Source organism: Runella sp. R0.1_18 (genome assembly GCF_057652155.1).
Map to the genome: position 1 here is coordinate 158,230 of NZ_JBYFCK010000012.1, position 24,613 is coordinate 182,842.

General features: G+C 45.0%; 16 protein-coding genes. 12 read left to right on the top strand and 4 right to left on the bottom strand.

Translation table 11 applies throughout. The annotated features are described in order from the left end of the window. Positions 1-17: 17 nt before the first annotated feature. From AC23P2_RS20300 to AC23P2_RS20310, 3 genes are all read right to left on the bottom strand, one after another. Complete coding sequence (locus AC23P2_RS20300) at positions 18-3,503, bottom strand: TonB-dependent receptor (protein ID WP_487774891.1); 3,486 nt, start codon at positions 3,501-3,503, stop codon at positions 18-20. 133 nt (positions 3,504-3,636) lie between these two features. Further along, positions 3,637-4,725: a FecR family protein gene (locus tag AC23P2_RS20305; protein ID WP_487774892.1), complete on the bottom strand. Its 1,089-nt coding sequence runs from the start codon at positions 4,723-4,725 to the stop codon at positions 3,637-3,639. A 48-nt stretch (positions 4,726-4,773) separates the two neighbouring features. After that, positions 4,774-5,367: an RNA polymerase sigma factor gene (locus AC23P2_RS20310; RefSeq protein WP_122930898.1), complete on the bottom strand. Its 594-nt coding sequence runs from the start codon at positions 5,365-5,367 to the stop codon at positions 4,774-4,776. Positions 5,368-5,600: 233 nt separating this feature from the next. Here AC23P2_RS20310 and AC23P2_RS20315 point away from each other — a divergent pair, with 233 nt between their 5' ends. The 4 genes from AC23P2_RS20315 to AC23P2_RS20330 all read left to right on the top strand — a co-directional run bounded on the left by AC23P2_RS20315 (position 5,601) and on the right by AC23P2_RS20330 (position 10,096). Beyond that, on the top strand, positions 5,601-9,146 hold the full coding sequence (locus AC23P2_RS20315; RefSeq protein ID WP_487774893.1) for an SNF2-related protein: 3,546 nt from the start codon (positions 5,601-5,603) through the stop codon (positions 9,144-9,146). Positions 9,147-9,257: 111 nt separating this feature from the next. Continuing rightward, on the top strand, positions 9,258-9,698 hold the full coding sequence (locus AC23P2_RS20320) for a DUF6934 family protein (RefSeq protein ID WP_487774894.1): 441 nt from the start codon (positions 9,258-9,260) through the stop codon (positions 9,696-9,698). A 3-nt stretch (positions 9,699-9,701) separates the two neighbouring features. Beyond that, positions 9,702-9,854 carry a hypothetical protein gene (locus AC23P2_RS20325; protein WP_487774895.1) on the top strand — a complete coding sequence of 51 codons (153 nt, stop codon included), beginning with the start codon at positions 9,702-9,704 and terminating at the stop codon, positions 9,852-9,854. A 50-nt stretch (positions 9,855-9,904) separates the two neighbouring features. Beyond that, complete coding sequence (locus AC23P2_RS20330; protein WP_487774896.1) at positions 9,905-10,096, top strand: hypothetical protein; 192 nt, start codon at positions 9,905-9,907, stop codon at positions 10,094-10,096. A gap of 73 nt (positions 10,097-10,169) precedes the next feature. On the opposite strand, the gene leuS is transcribed toward AC23P2_RS20330, so the two are convergent. Beyond that, positions 10,170-12,971 (bottom strand): leucine--tRNA ligase, encoded by a 2,802-nt coding sequence (gene leuS, locus AC23P2_RS20335; protein ID WP_487774897.1) that lies wholly within the window; start codon positions 12,969-12,971, stop codon positions 10,170-10,172. 183 nt (positions 12,972-13,154) lie between these two features. Here leuS and AC23P2_RS20340 point away from each other — a divergent pair, with 183 nt between their 5' ends. From AC23P2_RS20340 to AC23P2_RS20375, 8 genes are all read left to right on the top strand, one after another. After that, on the top strand, positions 13,155-13,742 hold the full coding sequence (locus AC23P2_RS20340) for a Uma2 family endonuclease (protein WP_028668877.1): 588 nt from the start codon (positions 13,155-13,157) through the stop codon (positions 13,740-13,742). 66 nt (positions 13,743-13,808) lie between these two features. Then, positions 13,809-14,594 carry a 3-deoxy-manno-octulosonate cytidylyltransferase gene (kdsB, locus tag AC23P2_RS20345; protein ID WP_487774898.1) on the top strand — a complete coding sequence of 262 codons (786 nt, stop codon included), beginning with the start codon at positions 13,809-13,811 and terminating at the stop codon, positions 14,592-14,594. Positions 14,595-14,757: 163 nt separating this feature from the next. Next, positions 14,758-15,810 (top strand): magnesium/cobalt transporter CorA, encoded by a 1,053-nt coding sequence (gene corA, locus AC23P2_RS20350; protein ID WP_487774899.1) that lies wholly within the window; start codon positions 14,758-14,760, stop codon positions 15,808-15,810. Positions 15,811-15,968: 158 nt separating this feature from the next. Continuing rightward, positions 15,969-16,547 carry an RNA polymerase sigma factor gene (locus AC23P2_RS20355; protein WP_487774900.1) on the top strand — a complete coding sequence of 193 codons (579 nt, stop codon included), beginning with the start codon at positions 15,969-15,971 and terminating at the stop codon, positions 16,545-16,547. Positions 16,548-16,671: 124 nt separating this feature from the next. After that, complete coding sequence (locus AC23P2_RS20360) at positions 16,672-17,694, top strand: FecR family protein (protein WP_487774901.1); 1,023 nt, start codon at positions 16,672-16,674, stop codon at positions 17,692-17,694. Positions 17,695-17,984: 290 nt separating this feature from the next. Then, positions 17,985-21,233: a TonB-dependent receptor gene (locus AC23P2_RS20365; protein ID WP_487774902.1), complete on the top strand. Its 3,249-nt coding sequence runs from the start codon at positions 17,985-17,987 to the stop codon at positions 21,231-21,233. Positions 21,234-21,255: 22 nt separating this feature from the next. Continuing rightward, a complete protein-coding gene (locus AC23P2_RS20370) occupies positions 21,256-22,899 on the top strand; it encodes a RagB/SusD family nutrient uptake outer membrane protein (protein WP_487774903.1) in 1,644 nt (547 codons plus the stop codon). Between the two features lie 54 nt (positions 22,900-22,953). Further along, positions 22,954-24,606: a glycoside hydrolase family 28 protein gene (locus AC23P2_RS20375; protein ID WP_487774904.1), complete on the top strand. Its 1,653-nt coding sequence runs from the start codon at positions 22,954-22,956 to the stop codon at positions 24,604-24,606. The last annotated feature ends 7 nt before the right edge of the window (positions 24,607-24,613 follow it).

The window sequence follows — 24,613 nt, forward strand, 5'->3', positions numbered from 1 at the left end:
TGTTACCGTTTTTGGGATTAGAAACCGATATTCAAACCTATGGTGTACGTACGCGCCAATGGATACGAGCCATAATCGACGCCACCCGTAAGGGCGTTTTCGTAACCACTTACTTCAGGATTGAAGCCTAGGTATTTGGTGGAAGTAAAGGCATTTTGGATACCGCCATACAATCGAAGGCTTTGGATTTTAACGCGTTCGAGGGTTGCTTTTGGCAAGTTATAACCTAGGGTGATGTTACGAACTCGGAAGTAACTTGCACTTTCTACCCAACGACTCGAAATGGCGTTGTTGTTGCCAGTAGTACGTTGATTGGCACGAGGAACAATCCCGTTGCCAGGGTCTTGCGGTGAACGCCAGCGGTTGAGTACGGTCGATAATTGATTTTGACTTCCCTCTAAGTTTTCGATAAAACGGCGGCTCAAGTTCAGAATCTGCCCACCTTGTATTCCTTGAACGGTAATTCCAAGGTCAAAACCTTTGAAAGACAAGGTATTTGTCATACCATAAATAAAATCAGGCTGGTTATTTCCGATAATCGTGCGGTCATCAGCATTGATTTTACCGTCATTATTTATGTCCGCAAACTTCACATCACCAGGGCGTGCCGTGGCATCGTGTGGGTAGCTGTCCAAATCGGCTTGGTCTTTAAAAACGCCCAATTGCTGATAGCCGTAGAAGTTTCCAAGTGGTTTCCCGATGACTGTAATGTTGGTTTCCCCAACACCCGTACCACTTCTAATGGCATCGCCTGTGGGTCCGAGTGCCAATACTTTGTTGCGGTTAAACGAAATATTCAAATCTGTCATCCATTTCAAATTACCAGTGGTATTGCGGGTGACAAGGCCAAATTCCATTCCTTTATTTTCAACTTTACCAATATTACGGCTGGCAGTTGAGAAACCTGTGAGGGTAGGTACTTGTACCGAAAGTAGCAAATCGGTGGTGGTTCTTGAATAATAATCGGCAGTGAAGAAGATTCGATTTTTCCATAAACCTAACTCCAAACCAATATCCGTTTGACGGCTTTTTTCCCAAGTTAGGTTGTCGTTGCCGATGGTAGAAGTAGCCAAACCATTGACAAGCGCATTTCCGAACACGTAGTTGTCAGCACCCAGAATTCCGATCGAACCATAGTTGGAGAAAGCATTATTTCCTGCCAAGCCATAGCTTACTTTAAGCTTCATTTCGGAGATGGCTGGAATGTTTTTCATGAATGGCTCTTCCGTAACGCGCCAACCAATAGACGCCGAAGGGAAAATACCGTAGCGTTGATTGGCTCCAAAACGCGATGAACCGTCGCGACGAATGGAGGCATTGACCAAATAGCGGTCTTTGTAAGTATAACCTACCCGTGCAAAATAAGAGGCCAACGACCACTGATCGCGCAAAGAACTACCCCCGATGATAACGCCCGCATTGACTGTACGTACAATATCATTAGGAAATCGGTTAGCATTGACACTATTTGACTCAAAATCATTTTTTTGTGATTCAAAACCCACCAAAGCATCAAGATAGTGATCAGCCATGAAGCTGACATTATAACCTAAAGTATGGCTTGTAACCCAGTTGATGGATTGACGCGTAGCCGAAGACCCCGAATTGGCGTTGGGAGGCAACAATTGATTCAGCGGAATGGCCGATGTCTGGAATTGATTTTGACGAAAATAATTTAAGTCAGCGCCAAAAGTAGCCCGATATTTAAGGGTTTTCCAGATGGTCAAATCTGCGTATGTATTGCCCAACAAGCGCAACGTAGTGGCCGTATTGTCTAACTCCGTGATGTTAGCCACGGGATTGGTAACCCCTGCCCAGTCATAAGCTCCTGCAATCGAAGCTTGGGAGTTGTAAGTCACGCCATCGGCTTGATAAATAGGAATGATAGGTGCTTGCGATAAAGCGGCGTTGATAACGCCATTGCTTGCCCAGTGTCCGTCCGAATTGACGCGACGCTCAGTCGTAAAGGAAGGGCTAACGCTCATTCCTATTTTCAATTTTGGCGACAATTGGGCGTCGATATTGGAACGAAACGTGTAGCGTTTTAGCCCCGAAGTATTGATGATACCATCTTGTTTTAGATAGTTTCCCGAAACCATGTACTGGATTTTCTCGGTTCCACCCGAACCCGAAAGCTGATAACTACTGATGGGTGCTTGTCTAAAAATCAGGCTTTGGTAGTCGTAGGATGTCAAAGCCGCAGGATTGTCAAAGTCTATACCAGGGTATTCTCCACGTGGATACCGATAGCGGTTTCCCGCGGCGCGTGCGCTGTTGGGGTCAGACGCCTGTGCACCCGTTACGCGCTCTAAATAAGCATTGTTGGAGGCTTCTTTGCTAAATTCCGCAAATTGTTGCGCATTGAGCATATCCATCTTTTTGCTAATTTCTTGGATACCTGTATAATAATCAAAATTGATACGGCTGCGGCCAGCTTTACCCCGTTTGGTCGTAATCATCATTACCCCGTTGGCGCCTCTCGAACCAAAGATAGCAGTCGCAGACGCATCTTTCAATACATCTACACTTTCGATATCGTTGGGATTCATCAGGTTAAGGCCACTACCGTTGGTCAGGTCACCTGAGTTAAGGGGTTGCCCATCCACCACAATCAACGGCCCATTTCCTGCGCTGATTGACCCAAACCCTCGGATTTTGACCGAAGGACTGTTGCCAGGTGCACCTGTGGTTTGCTGAATCAACACCCCAGGCAGTTTACCAGCCATCCCTTCCGCAACGTTGGTCACGGGCATGTCTTTGATGTCTTGTGCGCTGATAGATGCAATAGAACCCGTTACGTCTTTCCGATTTTGGGTACCATAACCAACCACCACGACTTCGCTCAGGGCTTTCACGTCCACTTTCAAGGTAACATCTACGGTAGTACGGCTCCCAACAGCAACTTCTTGGGCTTCATAACCAACGAAGCTATACACCAACGTAACATTCCCTTCTGGAATACTGAGGTTGTACTTACCATCGCTGTCTGTAATAGCCCCCTTGGCTGTGCCTTTCACCACCACACTTACCCCTGGTAATCCTCCCCCACTTTCATCGATTACTTTTCCGATTATTTGTCGGTCGATGGGGGCGAATTCGTTTGGGTGGACAGACGTTTGATTGGGCGTGGCCGTTTTTTCAGCTTTTACACGTTTCAGTAAGATGCGATTACCTGCTACTTCGTATGCCACTTCCATGGGCGTAAGTAAGCTTTCAAGTACAACTGCCAAGCGTTCATTGTTAACGGCTAGAGATACACGCTGGGTACTTTTTATCACGTTGGAGCTATACATAAATTGCACATTCGTCGTTTTTTCGATGCGCTGAAGCACTTTTTTGATTTCAGCGCTTTCAAAACTTAGCGTGAGTCGTTGATTCAGGAGTTCCTGAGCGTGCATTTTGTGGGCATGAGATATGCTCAAAAATAGCACAGCAACCATCAGTTGCGTCAAAGTAAACCTCATAATTCGAAGCCAAAATTGACCAGTAAAAAGGTTTTGCATAAATTTGTCTGGGTTTATAACATTGGTTTTGAGACATTCATCTTCACTACCATCTTTTTTTAGATAGCTTAGACACACATTTGAAAAAAGTTAAATCCAAATCGGCCGTGCTGGAACCACTGCCGATTTTTTTTTAGATACATCCTTGGGCGTCAAAGATGATTTGGCCGTCCACAATCTCGTAGGTTGCCCCCGTGATTTTACAGAGTAAATTAAGTTTATCATATAAAGATTCGTTTGAAAGCGTTGCGGTGATTTTACAGTTTTTAAGGCTTTCATTATCAAACTGAAAATGAATCCCATAAGCTTGTTCTAATTGATTTAAAACTTGCGGAAGTGGACTTTCGTCATACGCGTAGTGATTTATAATGGCTTCAGGGCGCAACACAATCGGTGCTAACACCAATGTTTTACTGAGTTGTTTTTCTTTTTCTTCAAAAACCGCCGCTTGGTTTGCCGTCAATATCACGCCTTTGGTGGTGGTCATCACAGCAGGGGTTTTCTCATCAATTGAATACACCGAAACTTTTCCCGACCGTACCTGCACCGTTACGCGGTTATCTGATTTATAAGCCCTTACCGTAAAAACAGTTCCCAATACTTTGGTGGTTAGCTTACCTGTTTGCACCAAAAATGGTTCTTTTTTCTTTACTACTTCAAAAAGCGCCTCACCCGTCAGAAACACTTCGCGGTTTTCACCCGTGAATTTCGGGGCGTATTTTAATCGACTATGAGGGCTAAGTTTAACGGTGGAGCCATCCTCGAGGGTCAACTTTAAGAAACCATCCGTTTCGTTCACTGTTTCGGCCAGCGAATTGTCAAACGCAGTAATTGAACTCATCAGTGGCGTTTTTTCGTACACATTCATAGCCCACCAAGCGCCAAAGGAAAGAATTGCGAAGGCCATGACCGCCGCAAATTGATAGAGGGGACGCTGCCACCAAACCCGTACGGGAGTTAATACTTCTTGGTCAGAAGCTTTAGAAATTTTTTCCAAAAACTGAGTCACTTCCTGACGAACTTCTTTTTCAGAGAGTGACTCAGGAGCTACATTCATGGCCCGAATAAGCAACTCCGCTTGACGAATGTCCGCCTTTTTTTCGGGATGTTGTTGTAAAAAGTGCATCCAAAAACCCTCATCGCCTCCTTTTCCACGCACCCAATCTCGGAAGGAGTCGTCTTTAACAAAATCTAAGGGGTTATATTCTTCGTATTTTTTCATTTGATTGGTGTAATGCTTTTCAGTTAATTTCCCAAAGGCTCCGATTGATTATCTCACCCACATGGCTACCAATAACAAGTTGAGTCCCACCTGCCAGTGTTTTCTTAAACTTGTGAGTGCCTTTTGAAGTAAATTATACAGCGATTGTCGGCCAATTTGCATGGTTTCGGCAATTTGATCGTAGCTCAAATCTTGGTAAAATCGTAGATAAATAAGCTCTTTTTGACGTTCGGGCAATTGTCCCAATACGTGTTCCAGCCGTTTGAGTTGATATACTTCATACTCGTCCTCAATCATGCGCAGGTCGGCAGAAAACAACACATCAAAATCGTAGTCGTCGTTTAATTCGTAAAAATGATTGTGTTGTTTTGACAACTCCCTCAACAACTTCGTTTTGAGCGACTTCAGCAAATAAGCCCGCACATTTTCGACCTCTCCGATGGTCGCATGTATTTGCCAAAGACTCAAAAAAAGCTCTTGGATACAGTCTTTCACCATCTCCCGTTCGGGACAAAAGCGCACTCCCCAATGAAATAAATCGGAATAATTCAACTGCATCAACTGCGCCAGCGAAGCGGGGTCACCCGCGCGGTAATCTTGCCAGAGTTGTTGGGTATGTTCGTCTTTGGGTCTGGGTTTCATGGGTTCAAATAGGACCTTTTAATGACACGAGACCTAAAATCCGAAAACCTAACCCTTGAATTATGAATTTTTTGATAAAAATTTTAAATAAAACCTATTGACTGTGTAGGTTCTCTAATGCATAAGTACTTTTTCATATACTTAATACACTGCGGGAGCGCTACTCATTATCTGTTCCGTCATATTTCGGGCTTCGCAATCCTTCCTTATTTTTGCAAAAAACAAAAAAACGAATGGCATTTCAGCGTAAAAGTACTTTTGGACAAACGTGGTGGGGACAACAATGGATTAATGTACTGGAAGGTCTCGACGAAAGCGGGCGATTGGCCAGAGGTCGTACGTACGCCAACAATGGCTCTGTTCAAAGCATTGCGTTTGAGGGGAATAAAATAGCGGCGCGGGTAAAAGGCACAAGCCCTCGGCCCTACAAGATTTCGTTTAAAATTGACCCGCTTTCGCCGTCTGACAAAGCCCGATTGCTGAGTTTGATTACTGAAAATCCGCTGTATTTGACGCAATTGCTGAATCGTCAGCTGCCTTCGGAGTTGTTCAACGACTGTCAGCGTCAAGGGATTTCGTTGTTTCCACAGTCGTGGGGCGCATTTAATTCCGATTGTTCGTGTCCCGACTGGGGCGACCCTTGCAAACACCGCGCGGCAGTATTGTATCTAGTTGCCAACGAAATTGATAAAAACCCTTTTTTGATTTTTGAACTCCGTGATTTTGATTTATTCAAAAGCTTGGAAACGTTGGGGTTTGCGTCTTCTGACCAAAAAGACGTAGAAACGCTTGACGTAGCCGATATTCGCCAACCGTTTGAAGGCTCGGAAGAAATAGTTTTTCAGCCAAACGAAGCCTTATATACCCCGCTGGATTTTTCGACGCTTCCCGATATTTCGGATAATTTATTGTCACTTTTGGGTGATAAACCTTTGTTTTACCGAACGGGTAATTTTAAACAGGTTTTACAAAAGTTTTACATCAATACTGCCAAAAAAGCGCGCGAACTTGCCGTTTCCGAAGAGCCCAACGAGCAGGAATACGACAAAGATTTGGACGCAGTTGAAAGCGGCGAAATCATCATGGATGAAGCCTTGGGGTTTTTACAGGCCAATTTTAGAGATACCCGCGAGCGAATTGTGTTTCAGTTTGACGAACTCCCCAAGTTTATTGATTGGATTCATCACTTGCCTTCGTCGCAGTTGCCGCAACTCTCCCCTACCCTCAAAGGGCTTTATTTTTTGAATCGTTTGGCGCTCAAACTGCTTGAACGCGGCGCCATTATTCCCCAATTGCTACGTGCCAAACTCAAGCGAGAATACCACTTAGTCCGCTGGATTCCAGCCACAATCAATGAGCAAGTAGCCACCCTAACGACCCACGTAAGGGCGGTGTTGCCTCCCGAAATTCTTTATTATAAAATTGGGAAACGGGACATTTTTATTCCCACCGAAACGGATTTTATGAATGCCCTGTCTTCGCTCATTTTGACCGAACGCATACGGCAATTCAACGACCTGTACGACTACAAAGCCACCGAAACTGATGATTTATTTTTTAGAAGCTCCATGGTTTTCTTTGGAGGTTTTGAGTCCCGCGAAATCCCGAGTAATATTCAGTTATGGTTAAATAAATTTTTCATTGCCCAACGCGATTACGTGCCGTTGGTGCAAGTAGAAGAACTGGAAGAGGGGTTTAAAGTCAATCTGTTTGTCGAACATAAAAAATCCGAACTCGGCATCCCGATTCCGCTCCAAACTTTCATGGCCGAACGCAACTACGCCCCCGTGCGCATGGGGGTGATGCGCGACTTGTCGATGATGGCGGAGCATTTTCCGCAACTTAATCAACTGATTGCCAGCAACGGAACAAAAACATTGCAGTTTGACTCCGAGGTGTTTGCCGATATTCTTCTGAAGATTTTGCCAACGATTCGACTGTTTGGCATCAAAATTCAGTTGCCAAAGTCGCTCCAAAAACTCCTCCGTCCACAGCTTACCATGACGCTCGACAGCGAAGAAGACGGCAAAGTCGCCGCGTCGTCGATTATCAGTTTGGAAAATATGCTCAAATTTCGCTGGGAAGTAGCCGTGGGCGACGAACACATTGATACCCAAAGCTTTGTACGGATGATTGAAAACTACCGAGGTTTGGTAAAAATCAAAGACCAATACGCGTATTTTGACGAAAAAGAAATCAAAACCTTACTCGAAAAGCTCAAAAATCCGCCTTCGCTAGATAGCAATGAATTACTCCAAATGGCCCTTACTGAAGAATTCAACGGTACGGGCGTGACCCTCACAAAATCGGCGCAAAAGTGGATGAAATCGTTGTTGAAAAACGAAACGATTGAGCTTCCCGAACGCCTTGCCGCCAACTTACGTCCCTACCAACAACGCGGCTACGAATGGCTTTACAAAAATGCTCGTTTGGGAATGGGTAGCCTGATTGCCGACGACATGGGATTGGGAAAAACCCTGCAAGTCATCACTACCCTCCTGAAAATGAAGCAAGAAGGGGCTTTCAAAAAATTGAAAGGGCTGGTCGTAGTGCCCACGACTTTGCTCACCAACTGGTCGAAGGAAAGCAGCAAATTTGCCCCCGAACTTCGTCTGCACCTGTATCATGGTTCGGGGCGTAGCTTGGCACCGCTCAAGGAAGCTGATATTTTGCTCACTACCTACGGAGTGGTTCGAAGTGAGGAAGAGAGCTTAAGCAAGCTAAAGTGGGCGGTGATGGTCATTGACGAGGCACAAAACATCAAAAACCCTAATACCGCCCAAACCAAGGCTGTCAAAAAAATGAAATCGGGCATCAAAATCGCCATGAGTGGTACGCCCGTCGAAAACCGCATGGCCGAATACTGGTCTATTTTTGATTTTGCTAACAAAGGTTACCTCGGTAATCTGAAAAAATTTGTGAGTGATTACGCCATTCCGATTGAGATTGACCGCGACCAACACGCTTTGGACAAGTTTAAGCGAGTGACTGAGCCGTTTATATTGCGACGGGTAAAAACGGACAAAAAAATCATCCAAGATTTGCCCGACAAAATTGAAATCGACCAAGCTTGTACGCTCACGGGTGAGCAAGCGGCCTTGTACCAGAGTGTGGTGGACCAAGCGTTGCGCGGGATTGAAGGTCAAAAAGATGGATTCAAACGCAGTGGGTTGATTTTTAAAATGATGACCGCCCTCAAACAAATTTGCAACCACCCCACGCACTACCTCAAAAAAGGTGGCGCTCAACCTGAAGCATCGGGAAAGACGCAATTGCTCTTGGATTTGATTCGTCAAATTCTCGAAAATGGCGAAAAAACGCTCATTTTCACCCAATACGAAGAAATGGGGACGCTGTTACAAACGATGTTTCAGGAGCAAATGCAGTTGGAAGTACCGTTCCTTCACGGAGGTATCAGCCGTAAAAACCGCGACGAAATGGTGGAAGATTTTCAACATAATCGTTCGACGCGTATCCTGATTTTGTCACTCAAAGCGGGAGGAACAGGGCTCAATTTAACGGCTGCCAACAACGTGATTCACTACGATTTGTGGTGGAACCCCGCCGTGGAAGCCCAAGCGACGGACCGCGCCTTTCGGATTGGCCAAACCAAAAATGTGTTGGTTCACAGATTTATCACGCAGGGCAGTTTTGAAGAAAAAATCAACAAACTCATCCAAAACAAACGCGAACTCGCCAACCTCACCGTCACCGACGGCGAAACGTGGTTGGGCGATTTGTCAAACAGTGACTTGCGGGAATTGGTGAAGCTGGGGTAAAATTGCAACCTTTCCAAGGTTCAACACCTTGGAAAGGGGTTACTTTATAAACTTTTAAAGTCCTAAGAATCCCAAGACATTAGAAGTTTTATTTATTAAAGTTTTTTGGAGATGGATGAACCACAGTATCCGTTTGAACACCCGATTACCGAAATACGCTACGATTTCAAAAGTATAAGTCGCGAAAAGGAAGTCAATAAACGGGTTATTTTTACTACATCAGACTTCCAAAATGTTTACAATTTGGCACTGGTAGATGTTCTCGAAGATGGTCGTTTATCAGACATTACTGAGAGCCGAAATAAAGACATGAAAACAATTTTAGCAACGGTAATGGGGATAATCATAAATTTCCTTGAAGCAAACCCAGGCAAAATCATAGCATTTAAAGGCAGCGACGAACGAAGACAACGTTTGTATCGTTTGATTATCAGCCGAGATTTGAATGAATTAGAAAAGGAATTTGTAATTTTAGGAATTAGTAGCGAAGGAGAATCTGAACCGTTTCAATCAAATCGTTTGTATGACTATTTTGTTATCTTAAAAAGATAAGCGATGAAAACTAAGACAAAAAAAGCCCCTGCAACACGCACAACAGGTCATCAGGTAGTAGAAGAGAAAGTGCGAGATTTGAATGAATTTCTAAAAAAAGTAGATATGAATCAGTGGCAGGAGACCATTGATAAAGCACGTGCCAATATGAAATAAGTGGCATCTTTGTTTAGAAATCGAGTTCAGGCATTTTAATAACTACCACTATGACAGTAGTATTGGACAAAAGTATGATTGAGAGAGCCTTCAAAGAGTTGACTATTCAAGAACCTGAGTATGTTAGTGATTTAATCAAACAGCTTGGGGAAGATTTGAAAATAGCTAGGCGGAAACGGTTAGAGGAAATTATAAAAGATGACTTTGAAGAATATGGAGAAGTTTTTAAGGCATTGGCATGATGATAGTTCGTTTAGCATTTGCCTAAAAAGCAAACATCCCGAGAGTTTAAAACTTTCGGGATGTTTTATATGATTACAATACTACGTTTACAATCCGTTTCGGAACCACTACCACCTTCTTAGGGGGTTTACCTTCCAACCATTTTTGAACGGTTTCGTTGGCCAATACACTTTGTTCGATGTCTTCTTTTGACATATCGACTGGGAAAGCGAGGTTGGCGCGCACTTTACCATTGATTTGGATAGGATACTCAAACGAGCTTTCTACCAAATACTTAGGCTCAAAAACAGGAAATGGAGCGGTCGTAAGTGTACCCGCTTCGTTGCCCAATGCTGTCCAAAGTTCTTCGGTAATGTGTGGTGCATACGGCGACAACAATATCACCATTTCTTTCAAAATCGCTTTTTTGTGGCACTTCAAATCGCTCAATTCGTTGACCCCAATCATGAAGGTCGAAACAACCGTATTGAACGAATAACGCTCAATGTCTTCCTCCACCCGCTTGATGGTACGGTGCAATACCTTCAATTCGTCGGCCGTAGGCTCGGCATCTACCAATTTCGATTTGCCCGTTTGGTCTTCAAAAAACAACCGCCAAAACTTACGCAAGAAGTTAGACGTTCCGCTGATACCGTTGGTGTTCCAAGGTTTAGCATCGGTCAATGGCCCTAAAAACATTTCGTACATACGCAACGTATCTGCACCGTATTTGTCAACGATAGTATCAGGGTTTACGACGTTGTACTTCGATTTTGACATTTTCTCTACCTCCCAACCGCAGATGTATTTGCCATCTTCCAAGATAAATTCTGCATTGGCAAAGTCTTCACGCCAGTTTTTGAAGGCTTCGGTATCCAACACGTCGTTTTCTACGATGTTTACATCAACGTGCAATTTGGTCGTCTCATACTGGTCTTTTAAGCCATAACTTACAAAAACTGGATGAGTTACAGTTCCCCCATCGGGGGCTAGGGGGCTTTTAATTCGATACACAAAATTACTCCGTCCCTGAATCATGCCCTGATTCACCAACTTAGCAGCAAACTCTTCGTGCGGAACTAAGCCCAAGTCTTTCAAGAATTTATTCCAAAAACGACTGTACAACAAGTGTCCCGTAGCGTGTTCTGAACCACCCAAGTAGAAGTCGATGCGTTGCCAGTAGTCGATAGCTTCTTTGGAAGCAAATGCCTCATTGTTTTGAGGATCCATGTAGCGGTACCAATACCACGACGAACCCGCCCAACCTGGCATCGTGCTCAATTCGTAATCGTATTCTCCTTTGTATTTCCATCCTTCTGCACGGCCCAATGGCGGTTCACCTGTTTCGGTGGGAAGGTATTTGTCAATTTTTGGTAATTCTAACGGTAAATCAGCCTCATCAATCAAGTACGGCACACCGTCTTTGAAATACGCAGGCACAGGCTCTCCCCAATAACGTTGACGGCTAAACACCGCATTACGCAAGCGGTACTGCACCTTACCTTTACCCAATTTACGTTCTTCCAACCACTTGATAAGGGTTTCGGTTGCCTCTTGGTACGTCATTCCGTTGATAATACCCGAATTGATATAGTGCCCTTCTTTGGTATTATCGGCTTGCTGGTCGGTATCTTTTTGGGAATCTAAAATCGGGATAATCGGTAAACCGAAATGCGTCGCAAAATTCCAATCGCGCTGATCACCCGAAGGAACCCCCATTACTGCGCCCGTACCGTAACCCGCCAAAACATAATCGGCCAAATAGATAGGTACTTTTTCTCCGTTCAATGGATTGATGCAATAGCTTCCCGTAAATACCCCTGAGACTTTTTTCTCGGCCATACGATCCACCTCGCTGCGGCTCGCTGCCCATTTGATATAGGCTTCTACATCCGCCTTTTGGTCGGTAGTGGTAAGTTCGGCAGCCCACTCATGCTCAGGGGCTAACACCATGAAACTCACCCCGTAGATAGTATCAACGCGGGTGGTAAATACTTCAATCAATTTATCTTGACCGTCAACGGCAAACTTTACAGAAGCTCCTTGTGAGCGACCAATCCAGTTGCGTTGTTGCTCTTTCAATGGCTCTGGCCAGTCGATTGTATCCAAACCACTCAACAAACGATCGGCATACGCAGTGATACGCATCGACCACTGTTTCATCAACTTACGCTCCACAGGAAACCCGCCCCGCTCCGATACGCCGTCTTTCACCTCATCGTTTGAAAGTACGGTACCTAATCCTGGGCACCAGTTGACATACGATTCTTCGGGGAACGTGAAGCGGTATTTCAACAACACCAATTGTTGTTCTTTTTCGCTCATGGCGTTCCACTCTTCTGCGCTAAACTCCGTCACGTCCTCATCACAAACGGCATTTACCGCGGCCGAACCACCTTGCGCAAACTGTCCAACCAAATGACTGATTGGCAATGCCTTATCAGCCGTACGATCGTAGTAGTGGTTAAACAATTGCATGAAAATCCACTGCGTCCACTTATAATAATTGGGGTCGGATGTACGAATCTCGCGGCTCCAATCGTAGCTAAAACCAATATTTTTTAACTGAGAAATGAACGTATTGATATTTTGCTCGGTCGTAATGGCGGGGTGCTGACCCGTTTGAATCGCATACTGCTCGGCAGGCAATCCAAAACTATCAAAGCCCATTGGGTGCAAGACATTGAACCCTTTGAGTCTTTTGTAACGCGAAATAATGTCAGAAGCAATGTAACCCAGCGGGTGTCCTACGTGCAGCCCTGCCCCCGAAGGATACGGAAACATGTCGAGGACATAGTACTTAGGCTTACTTTGGTCAATTTCGGTCTTGTAAGTTTGGTTTTCTTCCCAAAACTTCTGCCATTTTTTTTCAATTTCGCGGTGATTGTATTCCATTTTTATCTGTTATCAGTATATCAGTTATCCGTTATTAGGAGATTGATTATAGCTTCAACGAATGACTATGAACAATTCAACAGATAACGGTTACAAAATAGGCCGCAAAATTACAGGTTTTTGATGACTTTTGGGGTTTGAGACTGAAATTGTTATTTTTGGTAAAAAAACGCAATTAGAATTATGGTTGCCTTGAATGAATATGTATTGAAGTTGCCTGACGAAATTCGTTGGGATGATGCCGCGTTTTTGGCCTTTTGCCGCATGAACGACGAACTCAATATCGAAAGAGACGCCCAAGGAAACATTATTGTTATGTCACCTACCAATACGTTATCAGGATTTTATGAGAATAAGTTGCTTATTCTTTTGGGAAATTGGGCCATTCAGTCCAATTTAGGATACACCTTTAGCTCCTCCGCAGGCTTTACATTCAAAGACGGCTCAATGCGCGCGCCAGATGCGTCATTTATCCTCAAAGAACGGTTTGACGCCTTGCCCGATAGTGAAAAAAATCAGTTTGCGCACATTGCACCTGATTTTGTGGCGGAGCTGCGTTCCAAAACAGATAGCCTTAAAAAACTACAGCTTAAAATGGAATCGTACATTGAGAATGGTGTCCGATTGGGCTGGCTTATCGACCTAGCGGGCAAAGAAGTATGGGTATATCGCCAAAACGGGACGATTTCACGCGTAGCTTTTACTGCCCCAAAAATCTCTGGCGAAGATGTCTTGTTGGATTTCGAGTTAGATTTGAGCGTTTTTGAGTAAGTTTTGACCAAAAACACTATGTTATTTTCGACAGAACACTTTTAAAAGAAACAAAATAGTTAATTGATGATTATCGGAATTATACCCGCACGCTATGGCTCAACGCGCTACCCAGGAAAACCCCTCATTGACATCCAAGGAAAAACGATGATTCAGCGGGTGTATGAGCAGGCCACTAAAGCCAAATGTCTTTCAGAAGTCATCGTTGCCACCGACGACCTACGTATTCTTGAACACGTCCAATCGTTTGGTGGTAAAGCAGTTATGACCCATCCTGACCATCCAAGCGGAACGGATAGATGTTGGGAAGCGTATCAGTTGGCAGTGGCTAGTTTACAGTTTGAAAGTTCAGAATCAACCCAAAACGCCAAACCCCAAACGCCAAACCGTTACATCATCAATATCCAAGGAGATGAGCCTTTTGTTGCACCTGAGCAAATTGATGAATTGGGGGCGGTACTTGATGGAAATGTAGAATTGGCCTCGCAGATGATTCCAGTAAGCGATGCGGAGCTTTTGTTTGACCTTGGCGAAGCTAAAGTCATCGTCAACGAACAACTGGAAGCGATTTATTTTAGTCGGCAAGTCATTCCCTTTTTAAAAGGATATCCACAAGAAGAATGGCATCAACATCACACGTATTATCGTCAAGTAGGAATGTACGCGTACCGAGCTGATATTTTAGAAAAAATCACAAAACTACCCGTTTCTCCATTGGAGAAGGCCGAGTCGTTGGAACAACTCCGTTGGTTGCAGCATGGCTACAAAATCAAAATGGCCCTTACCACCTACGAAAGTCATTGCATCGATACCCCCGAAGATGTCGAAAAAATCCTAAAAATGATTTTTTAAATGTCGAATGCAGAGTGTCGAATGGGGCTAATTTCGACACTCTGCATCGCAAGGGCGACCCCATCGACCCTCGACACTAAAAAATCGGGTTGTAAGCAACCTTCAACACAAACCAACACAAACTATTCGACACTCTGCATTCGACCCTCGACACTAAAAAAATATGTCTTCTTCAAAAGTTGGTCTTTCGCCTGGCACATTGATATACGTCGGCCCTACGGTTGTCAAGGATACGACCATTACGATGGTTGAATACAATGAAAAATACCATAAGGAACGTACCATTGACAAGGTAGCCGATTGTCAGATTGTCGCCGATGCTTCCTACATTAGTTGGCTCGACGTGGACGGAATTCACGAAACCGAGGTGATTGAAGCCGTCGGGCAAATTCACCACATCCATCCGCTGTTGTTAGAAGACGTTATGAATACGCGTCAGAAGCCCAAAATTGAGTTTTATAACGACTCCTACGTATTTATTTCTCTGAAAATGCTGTATTGGGACGACAAAGAGCTGAGCATCGACGCCGAACACGTCAGCTTTTTGCTTGGTTTTAATTATTTGATTTCGTTTCAGGAAAAACGTACCAATGACATCTTTCATCCTGTTTTAGAACGCATCAAAGCTTCGGTGGGAAAAACCCGCCGAAACGGGGCTGATTACTTGCTGTTTTCGCTCGTTGACCTTATTGTCGATAATTACCTCGAAATTTTGGAAAAAATGAGCGAACAATTAGAAGAATTGGAAGGACTAATTTTAGAAAGTAAACACAAAGACCCCATCGGCCAACTGTACAACCTCAAACGCCAACTCACCCTCATGCGCAAGTACGTGTGGCCACTGCGCGATATGTTGAGCCAAGGATTGCGCGAAAATTCCAAGCTCATTCAGAAAAGTACCATTCCTTATTTTCGGGATGTTCACGACCACATTACCAACGTCATTGATTCCATTGAATCTAATCGCGAACTTTTAACGGGGCTTATCGACATTCATTATTCGACCCTCAGTTCACGCATGAACAGCGTGATGAAAACCCTAACCATTTATTCGGCGGTGTTTATGCCACTTACGTTTATCGCAGGAATTTACGGCATGAACTTCGATAACATGCCCGAACTACGCCAACCCAATGGCTACTTCTATACCCTTGGAGGCATGGCCGTATTGGCCGTTGGGCTATTGATTTATTTTCGACGAAGGGGATGGATGTAACAGCATTGATAAACGTTTATTGGCAACGTTCCCGATAACGATTGCATTAAAAAAGCCAATATTTTATTTGTAATATTCAACAAATAAGTAAAACTTCGACGAGGAAAAATCATATTTCCACCTGTTAACCGCACAAAAGCCGCCGAATTTTACTTACCGTGAATTATAAATCTCTTTCCGACGAAATGCTCCTTATCTACCTCCGTACTGGAGATGAAAAGGCTTTTCGTGAGATTTATCAGCGTTATTGGAAAAAACTCTTCTTCACCGCAGTCCGAAAAATTGAAGAAGCCAATGTTGTCGAAGAGCTCATTCAAGATATTTTTCTAAAGCTCTGGGAACGGCGTGCAGAACTGCAAGTCGAACGCTTGGATGCGTACCTTTTTTCGTCTGTTCGTTATGCGGTTATCAACCACATCAAGGCCAATTTGGTGCAAGAAAAGTATGCCAATTATGCCCAACACCATTATTCCGATGCCTGTTCTATCACCGAAGAACAACTTGAGCTAAACGAATTAATGCAAGTCGTTGAACAGCAGCTCAATGACTTACCCGAAAAAACACGTAAAATATTCCAAATGAATCGCTTGGAATACCATACCGTCAAAGAGATTTCGAGTAAGTTAAAAGTACCCGAACGTACCGTGGAATATCACCTGAGCCAAGCACTCAAAACCCTTCGATATTATTTACGAGATTATCTCCCTACCCTCATCTCACTGAGTTTTTTCTTATAGTATTTTATCAAGAATTTTTTCTTCTTTTTGTTAATTAAATTGTATTTATCTTATAATTAATAAAAATATTTGCGGTCGAACAGTGCTTTCATTGACTTATAGTTGAAACCACAGCACTACGTTTATGAGCCGAAAGAGTTTTAGGCAACTCTTACAGAAATACCTCCGAGGAGAGTGTACCGCCGAAGAAAAGTTGTTTGTTGAGCACTGGTACGGGTTACTTGAGGCCGAAACGGGCGAGTTAGAAAAAAACATGGATACCGACGAACTGGAAGAGCGCCTGTGGGAGCAAATTCAGTCGAAAATGGAGGTGGAGGAGTCGCCTGGCGGCGTCCAACCGCTACACAAACGCCTCTCATTGGGTTGGTTTGGGGTTGCAGCGTCGCTGTTGCTGGTGGCTACTTGGTGGTTTGTTGCTTCATGGAACAAAAAAATGCCAACCGACAGCGTTATTGCCAGCGATTGGTTGCACCGCACCAACACCACTACTTTGCCCCTACTCATTCGCTTGGAGGACGGGAGCGAAGTAAAACTATCGCCCAAAAGCACCCTACGTTTTCCCCAACATTTTGAAGAAAATAACCGAACCGTTTACCTCAGCGGCGATGCGTTTTTTGACATTCAGAAATTGCCATCACGGCCTTTTTATGTACATACCGACCGGGTCATTGCCAAAGTGCTCGGAACGAGTTTCTTTGTTCGTACCGATGCCGATACCAAGCACGTCCGCGTAGAGGTTGTAACAGGCCGCGTAGCTGTCTATGAGCAATCGGTCGAAAAACGTAGCCCCGTTGCCAATGGCGTTGTGCTTAGTCCCAACCAAGCAGCAACCTACTACGATGATCAAAAACACTTTGTAACGGGTCTGGTAGAAAAACCTGCCCTACTCGAAACGCCAGAGACAAGAAAACAAGAATTAACCTTTCAGTTTGACGACACGCCACTATCGGAAGTCATTAGGCGATTAGAACTGGCCTACGGCATCGACATCGAAGTAGAAAACGAACAACAAAATAATTGTTTGCTTACTGCCGATTTGTCCAGCCAACCACTTTATAATCAGCTCGACCTCATTTGTGCGGCGTTGAAAGCCAAATATGAAATCCAAGGCACCACCATTCTTTTGAGTGGCAAAGGCTGTAACTAATCAATTTTCAACACATAACTACATTTCAAACCCCTAATTTTTCCACGGCTATGTTTCTATTTCTACAAATCGAATAACCATCTCCCATAAAAAACACCAGCCGTGCTTCCAACACAAACTGGTGCTTTTGAAACGCATTTCCTACGGGGGCAGACCGCGAATCCTATCCCGTCAGGAAGTGTATTTTGTCGATTTTCCAACCAACAAAACACCTTAAAGGTATGAAAAAAAATGATTTATCTCCAATAAGCCATTCGCAACGCTGGCGCACTAAAACGTTTTTGCGGCTTATGAAACTTTCCCTTATTCCCTTCTTTTTGATGCTTTCGTGTGTAGGTATGAGCTTTGCTTATGACGGCTACACCCAAGAAATGATGCATCGTTCGGTGACGCTAAAAGTTGAAGAACAAAAACTTAAACAGGTGCTAACCCAAATCGAGAAACAAACCAATGCTCGTTTTGTGTATAGCTCCAAAGTAATTGGCTCTGATCGCAATGTCACCATTTCTCTCACGCACAAAACACTTGAAGAATCGCTCCAAGAGCTTCTCAAGCCTTTACATCTCAGTTACCGCTACCTCAATGGCCAAGTTGTGATTGAGCCCGAAGACATCAGCCCAACCGCTTCGCTGTTGGCCACTCAGCCCGACCGTACTGTGTCAGGGCTGGTGAAGGACGAAAAAAATACGCCTTTGCCAGGTGTCAACGTGGTCATAAAAGGCACGAACCGTGGTACTTCAACCGATGCCAAAGGTGCGTTCCAACTGGCTTTGCCAGAGGGCGACAATGTGGTACTCACCCTTTCTTTTGTTGGGTATCAAAGTCAAGACGTCGCCGTTGGCAATAAAACCTCCCTAACTGTGTCGCTGGCGCCAGACGTCAACGCCCTGGAAGAAGTGGTGGTTATCGGCTACGGGGCTGTCAAAAAACGTGACCTTACGGGGTCAGTAGTGCAGCTCAAAAGCGAGCAACTCAAAGAAGTGCCCACGGCCAACGTGTTGGAAGCTGCCCAAGGTAAAATTGCGGGCGCTGATATTACCCGTAACAGCGGACAAGCGGGCGCGGGTGTTAGCATTCGTATTCGGGGAAACCGTTCGATTGGTGGCAACAATGCCCCACTTATTATCGTGGACGGTGTCCAATATGGCAACCTCGAAGATATCAACGCCAACGACATTGAAACGATGGATGTCCTAAAAGATGCTTCCTCAATTGCGATTTATGGTTCGCGCGGGGCCAACGGGGTCATTTTGATTACTACGAAAAAAGGAAAATCGGGCAAACCTGATATTTCGTTTAATACCTATTCGGGAATTTCGCAAGTGACTATGTATCCCAAAGCGATGGACATCAACGGCTTTCGCGACCTAAAAAGAGAAGCATGGCGTGCCGCAGGCGTTTGGAATAGCCCCGCTGACGACCCTACCATTTTCACCAACGTTGCCGAATATGATGCCCTTCAAAAAGGCATCTGGACCGACTACCAAGATGCTTTGATTCACAAAGGGCTTCAGCAAAACTACCAACTGGGAGTACGGGCAGGAAATGACCGCTTGAAGTCGTACATCTCTGTGGACTTTTTCAACGAAAAAGGCATCTTAAAACTCGACGAAATCAAACGTTACACAGGTCGTCTTAACGTGGACTATACCATCAACGATTGGATGAAAATTGGTCTTCAAAGCCAATTGACTTATTATGACCAAAGTGTACGCCGCGACCCTCTCAACCAAGCCAACAAAATTAGCCCGTTGGGATCATTGTATGACAGTAATGGCAATTTCAACTTTATCATGCTCGACGGCCAAACGGCCAATCCTTTGGCAGACGAACAACCCAACGTTTTCACCAACTCGGTGCTCACAACGCGCTCATTAACCAACGGATTTCTGGAATTTACCCCCATCAAAGGTTTGACCATCAGAAGCACTTTAGGGGTCAATTTGGGCTTCAGTCGAAATGGTGCCTATTCGTCGCCTCAGTCCATCGACCGCTCACTTACGGGAAAATCACTCGCAAGCTATACCTCCAGCAACGGCAAAACTGTCAACTGGGAAAACGTTGTTACGTACCAGCGTACCTCTGGTCAACATGCCCTCACCGTTACAGGCGTGGCGAGTTATTTAGGCAATTCATCAGACAATGTCTCGGCATCGGGCGTCAACCAGCTATTATCGACCCAATTGTTTTATTCACTGGGAAGTGCTTCCGAAGAAATCAAAATCAATTCAGAGTATTCAAAAAACACATTGCTCTCGTACGCAGGTCGTCTCAACTATGGCTTCCGCGACCGTTATTTATTGACCCTTACGGCCCGTAAAGATGGTTCGTCGAAGTTGGCCCCTGGCAACAAATGGACATTTTTCCCTTCGGCGGCATTTGCTTGGCGTATCATTGAAGAATCATTCATGCAGCGCGTCAAGGGTTTGAGCGATTTGAAACTTCGGGTAAGTTATGGTATCGCAGGAAACGACCCCTCTGGCCCTTATGCTACTCAAACAACACTGGCACGGGTTGCTTTTGGCTTCAACGACATTGCCGTGCCTGCCTATACTTTCTCCCGAATTGTCGGGAATACCGAATTGGCGTGGGAGTTGTCGGACACCAAAAACGTGGGGCTTGATGTCGGCTTATTCAACGGTCGAGTTCAAGCTTCGGTTGATTTTTACGACACCCGTACCACCGACTTATTGTTAAATCGAGGTTTACCACCTACCACAGGCGTAACGACCGTTAAACAAAATATTGGAAAAACGCGCAATCGTGGCGTAGAATTAGCCATTGGAACAACCAATATCCGTACCGATAATTTTACGTGGAATAGCAACATTACTTTCTCCAGAAACAAGGAAGAAATCATCGAATTGGTCACTGGCGGCAACGACATTGGCAACGGCTGGTTTATTGGATACCCCATCAACGTCTATTATGACTACGAAAAAACGGGGATTTGGCAAACATCTGAGGCCGACCAAGCCGCAAAAATGTTGCCGACGCAGCTCCCAGGCGAAATCAAAGTAAAAGACCAAAACGGCGATGGAAAAATTGATGCCGTCAACGACCGCGTAATTTTGGGTACTCCTCGTCCACGTTGGAGCGGCGGACTTGACAATACGCTCAAATTCAAAAACTTTGATTTGAACTTCTTCATTTTTGCACGGATTGGCCAAATGATTAACGCCGACCGCTACGCTCGTTTTGATGCGCAGGGAGTTGGTAACAGTACCGCTGGCTTGGACTACTGGACGCCAGAAAACCCCACCAATGCCTACCCAAGACCCAACAAAAACGGAGGGCTAAAATACCTTTCTACTTTGGGTTACCAAAACGGCTCATTTGCGCGCATTCGTAACGTGTCGTTGGGATATAACCTTCCCGCCAATGTATTCAAAGGCAAAATCATCAAGGGAATTCGCTTGTATGCCACAGGCAAAAACCTGTACACTTTTACGAAGTTAGACTACGACCCCGAGCGCGGTGGTTCGGAAAATTTCCCAATGACCAAGCTGTACATCATCGGTCTTAACGCCAATTTCTAAAAACCCACTGACATTTATCATCATGAAATCATACATCAAAAGAACAGGTATTCTAGGGGCATTTTTGCTCACGTTTGCTTCCTGCGAATCCATTCTCGAAGAATATAACCCCAGCGGCCAAACCGCCGAAACTGTATTTACGACGCCCGAAGGGTTTGAAACCTTGGTCAACGCCGCCTATTCGTACCAACGCTGGTGGTATGGCAAAGAAGAAGGATACAACATCGCCGAAACAGGCACCGATATTTGGACCTCGGGCGCGGGTGAAGTCTATCGCGATTTGACGCAGTACCTCAATCTCCAAGGCAACAATGGCGCACTGACTAACCTTTGGCGGGAACTGTACGCGGCCGTAAACCTTTGTAACGGCGGGATTAATCGTATCAACAAAGCAGGTTTGTCCACAGCCCTTCGCCCCGTAAGAGAAGGGGAGCTCCGTTTTTTGAGAGCATTCTACTACTGGCACATTGTCGAGACATGGGGCGACGTTCATTTTACGACCGAAGAAACCAATGGCATTGTCGCCACCGCCAACCGTACACCTGTGGAAAAATTTTACGCCCTTATTTTTGAGGACTTAAAATTTGCCGTGGCTAATTTGCCCGCAACACAAGCCCAGTACGGACGCGCTACCAAGGGCGCTGCACAGGCGTTTTTGGCTCGGATGTATTTGACACGCGGTATGAACAAAGAAGCCCTCGAAATGTCGCAAGCGGTGATTAGTTCTAACACTTACAAATTGGAAGCAAACTATGCCGATTTGTGGAAAATGACCAACCTCAAAAACAAGGAAGTTATTTATGCCATCGACTATTCCACCAATTTGGCTATCAATGACTTAGCCAACTCTACATCAAACCCCTACGGCCATAGCCGTGGCAGCAACAACGGGCATTTGCTTTTCTTGATGAAATACGACGACCGCCCTGGCATGACGCGTGACATTACAAACGGACGACCGTTCAACCGTTATATGCCTACGCAGTTTCTGTTAGATTTATACAGCGACAACGACGCCCGCTACGAAGGTTCGTTTATGGAAGTTTGGTATGCAAATGCCACTTCTCGCCCCGCTGGAATGGCAATTGGAGACACGGCAGTGGTTTGTACCCGAAAAGAAGTTTCGGATGCTTTTGAAAAAACCCGCAAATACCAAACGTACGACCGCAGCAAAATTTACAATGCCAATGGCTTAGTAAAAGACAATTTACGCTATCCAACACTTGCCAAATTTATGGATGCGACGCGGCCAAGCCTCAACGAAGCCCAAAGCGCCCGCGACGTTTTTGTGATTCGCCTGGCCGAAGTCTATTTGATTGCCGCCGAAGCTCAAATGAAACTTGGTGATACCAAAGCCGCTGCTGATTTGGTCAACATCGTGCGTACGCGCGCTGCCAAAGCAGGCAAAACAGCTGCCATGCAAATCACCCCCGCCCAAGTGACGCTTGATTTTATCTTGGACGAAAGAGCGCGGGAATTGGCAGGCGAACAAATCCGTTGGTTTGACTTGAAACGAACGGGCAAATTGCTTGAGCGTATCAAAGCCTACGCGCCTGATAACGCCATAAACTTGCAAGATCACCACGTAGCTCGCCCCATTCCACAAACTCAGTTAGACGCCGTTACGAACAAAACAGAGTTTGCTCAAAATAAAGGTTACCAATAACACACCCACGCAGGTATCGACCCACCGTCGGTACCTGCATTTTTTACCCACCGAATGAAACGATTCCATTTTCTTGCTGTCGCTACCTTGTTAGCCTTCCCTTCCTGCGCACTTTTGGCGCAATCCCCCACGCCCTATAGTTGGAAAAACCTACCAAAAGTTGCCCAACCTGTCTTTAGAAAAGATACCATTAACATCACACGTTTTGGAGCAAAACCCGACGGCATTACGCTAAATACGCAGGCCATCAATACCGCCATTGAGGAATGTAGCAAGAAAGGCGGCGGTGTAGTGCTGGTTCCTCCTGGCCTTTGGCTGACGGGGCCTGTCGTGCTCAAAAGCAACGTAAATTTGCACCTCAAAAAATCGGCAACGTTGCTTTTTACGACCGACAAAACGCAGTATGCTATCGTAGAAGGCGTGTATGAAGGCAAAAGTGCCGCGCGTAACCAATCCCCGATTTCGGGTAAAAACCTCGAAAACGTAGCCATCACGGGGCACGGTATTGTGGATGGCAACGGCGATGTATGGCGCGCTGTCAACAAAAACCAACTCACTGAAAGTCAGTGGAAAGAAAAAATAGCATCGGGAGGAGTATTAAAAGATGATGGTAAAACGTGGTACCCAAGCGAGCAATTTAAACAAGCCAGCGTGGGAAACAAAAGTATGTTGCTCGTACCAGGAAAATCGCTTGACGACTACAAAGACATCAAAGACTTTTTACGCCCCAATTTGGTTGTTTTCTCAAATTGTAAAAAAGTATTGCTTGAAGGCATTACTTTCCAAAACTCAGCTGCTTGGTGCTTACATCCACTTATGTGTCAAGACCTGACTTTGCGTAATTTATTCGTAAAAAATCCTGAGTACGCGCACAATGGAGATGGAATGGACATTGAATCTTGTAAAAACTTTCTCATCGAAGGCTGCACCCTCGATGTAGGCGATGACGCCATTTGTATCAAATCAGGAAAAGATGAAGAAGGTCGCAAGCGGGGCATTCCTACCGAAAACGGCATAATTCGCTACAACACTGTCTATAACGGACACGGAGGTTTTGTGGTAGGAAGCGAAATGAGCGGCGGCGCACGCAACTTGTTTGTGCATGACTGCACATTTATGGGCACCGACAAGGGACTGCGTTTCAAGTCGGTACGCGGTCGTGGCGGCGTGGTAGAACACATTTACGCCAAAAATATTTACATGAAAAACATTGCCCAAGAGGCCATTTTCTTCGATATGTACTATTTCGTAAAATTTGCCACTGACAGCCCGCGCGACGAACGGCCTGTGATCAATGAAGGCACGCCTATTTTTCGCAATATGAAGTTTGAAAACATTGTTTGCCACGGTGCCGAAAAAGGGATTTTTGTGAGAGGTCTTCCCGAAATGCCCATTGAAAATATCCAAATGGAAAACCTGACGCTTCAAACCAAGATGGGGGCTGAATTGGTGGATGCCAAAGGGATTTCCATTAAAAATGCCCAACTGCAATCGGTCAAAACCAAACCCGTTATCTCGGTATTGAACAGTAGCCTTTTGTCGTTCGATGGCATTCAATATCCTCCAAACGCTGACGTATTATTTTCAATCAACGGCAGCCACACCCAAAACATCAGCGTCAAAAATACGGAGTTTAAAGACGTCAAAACCAAAGCTGTATTTTCAGAGGGTGCTTCCGAAAAAGAACTGATTTTTACCAATAAATAGCCAATAA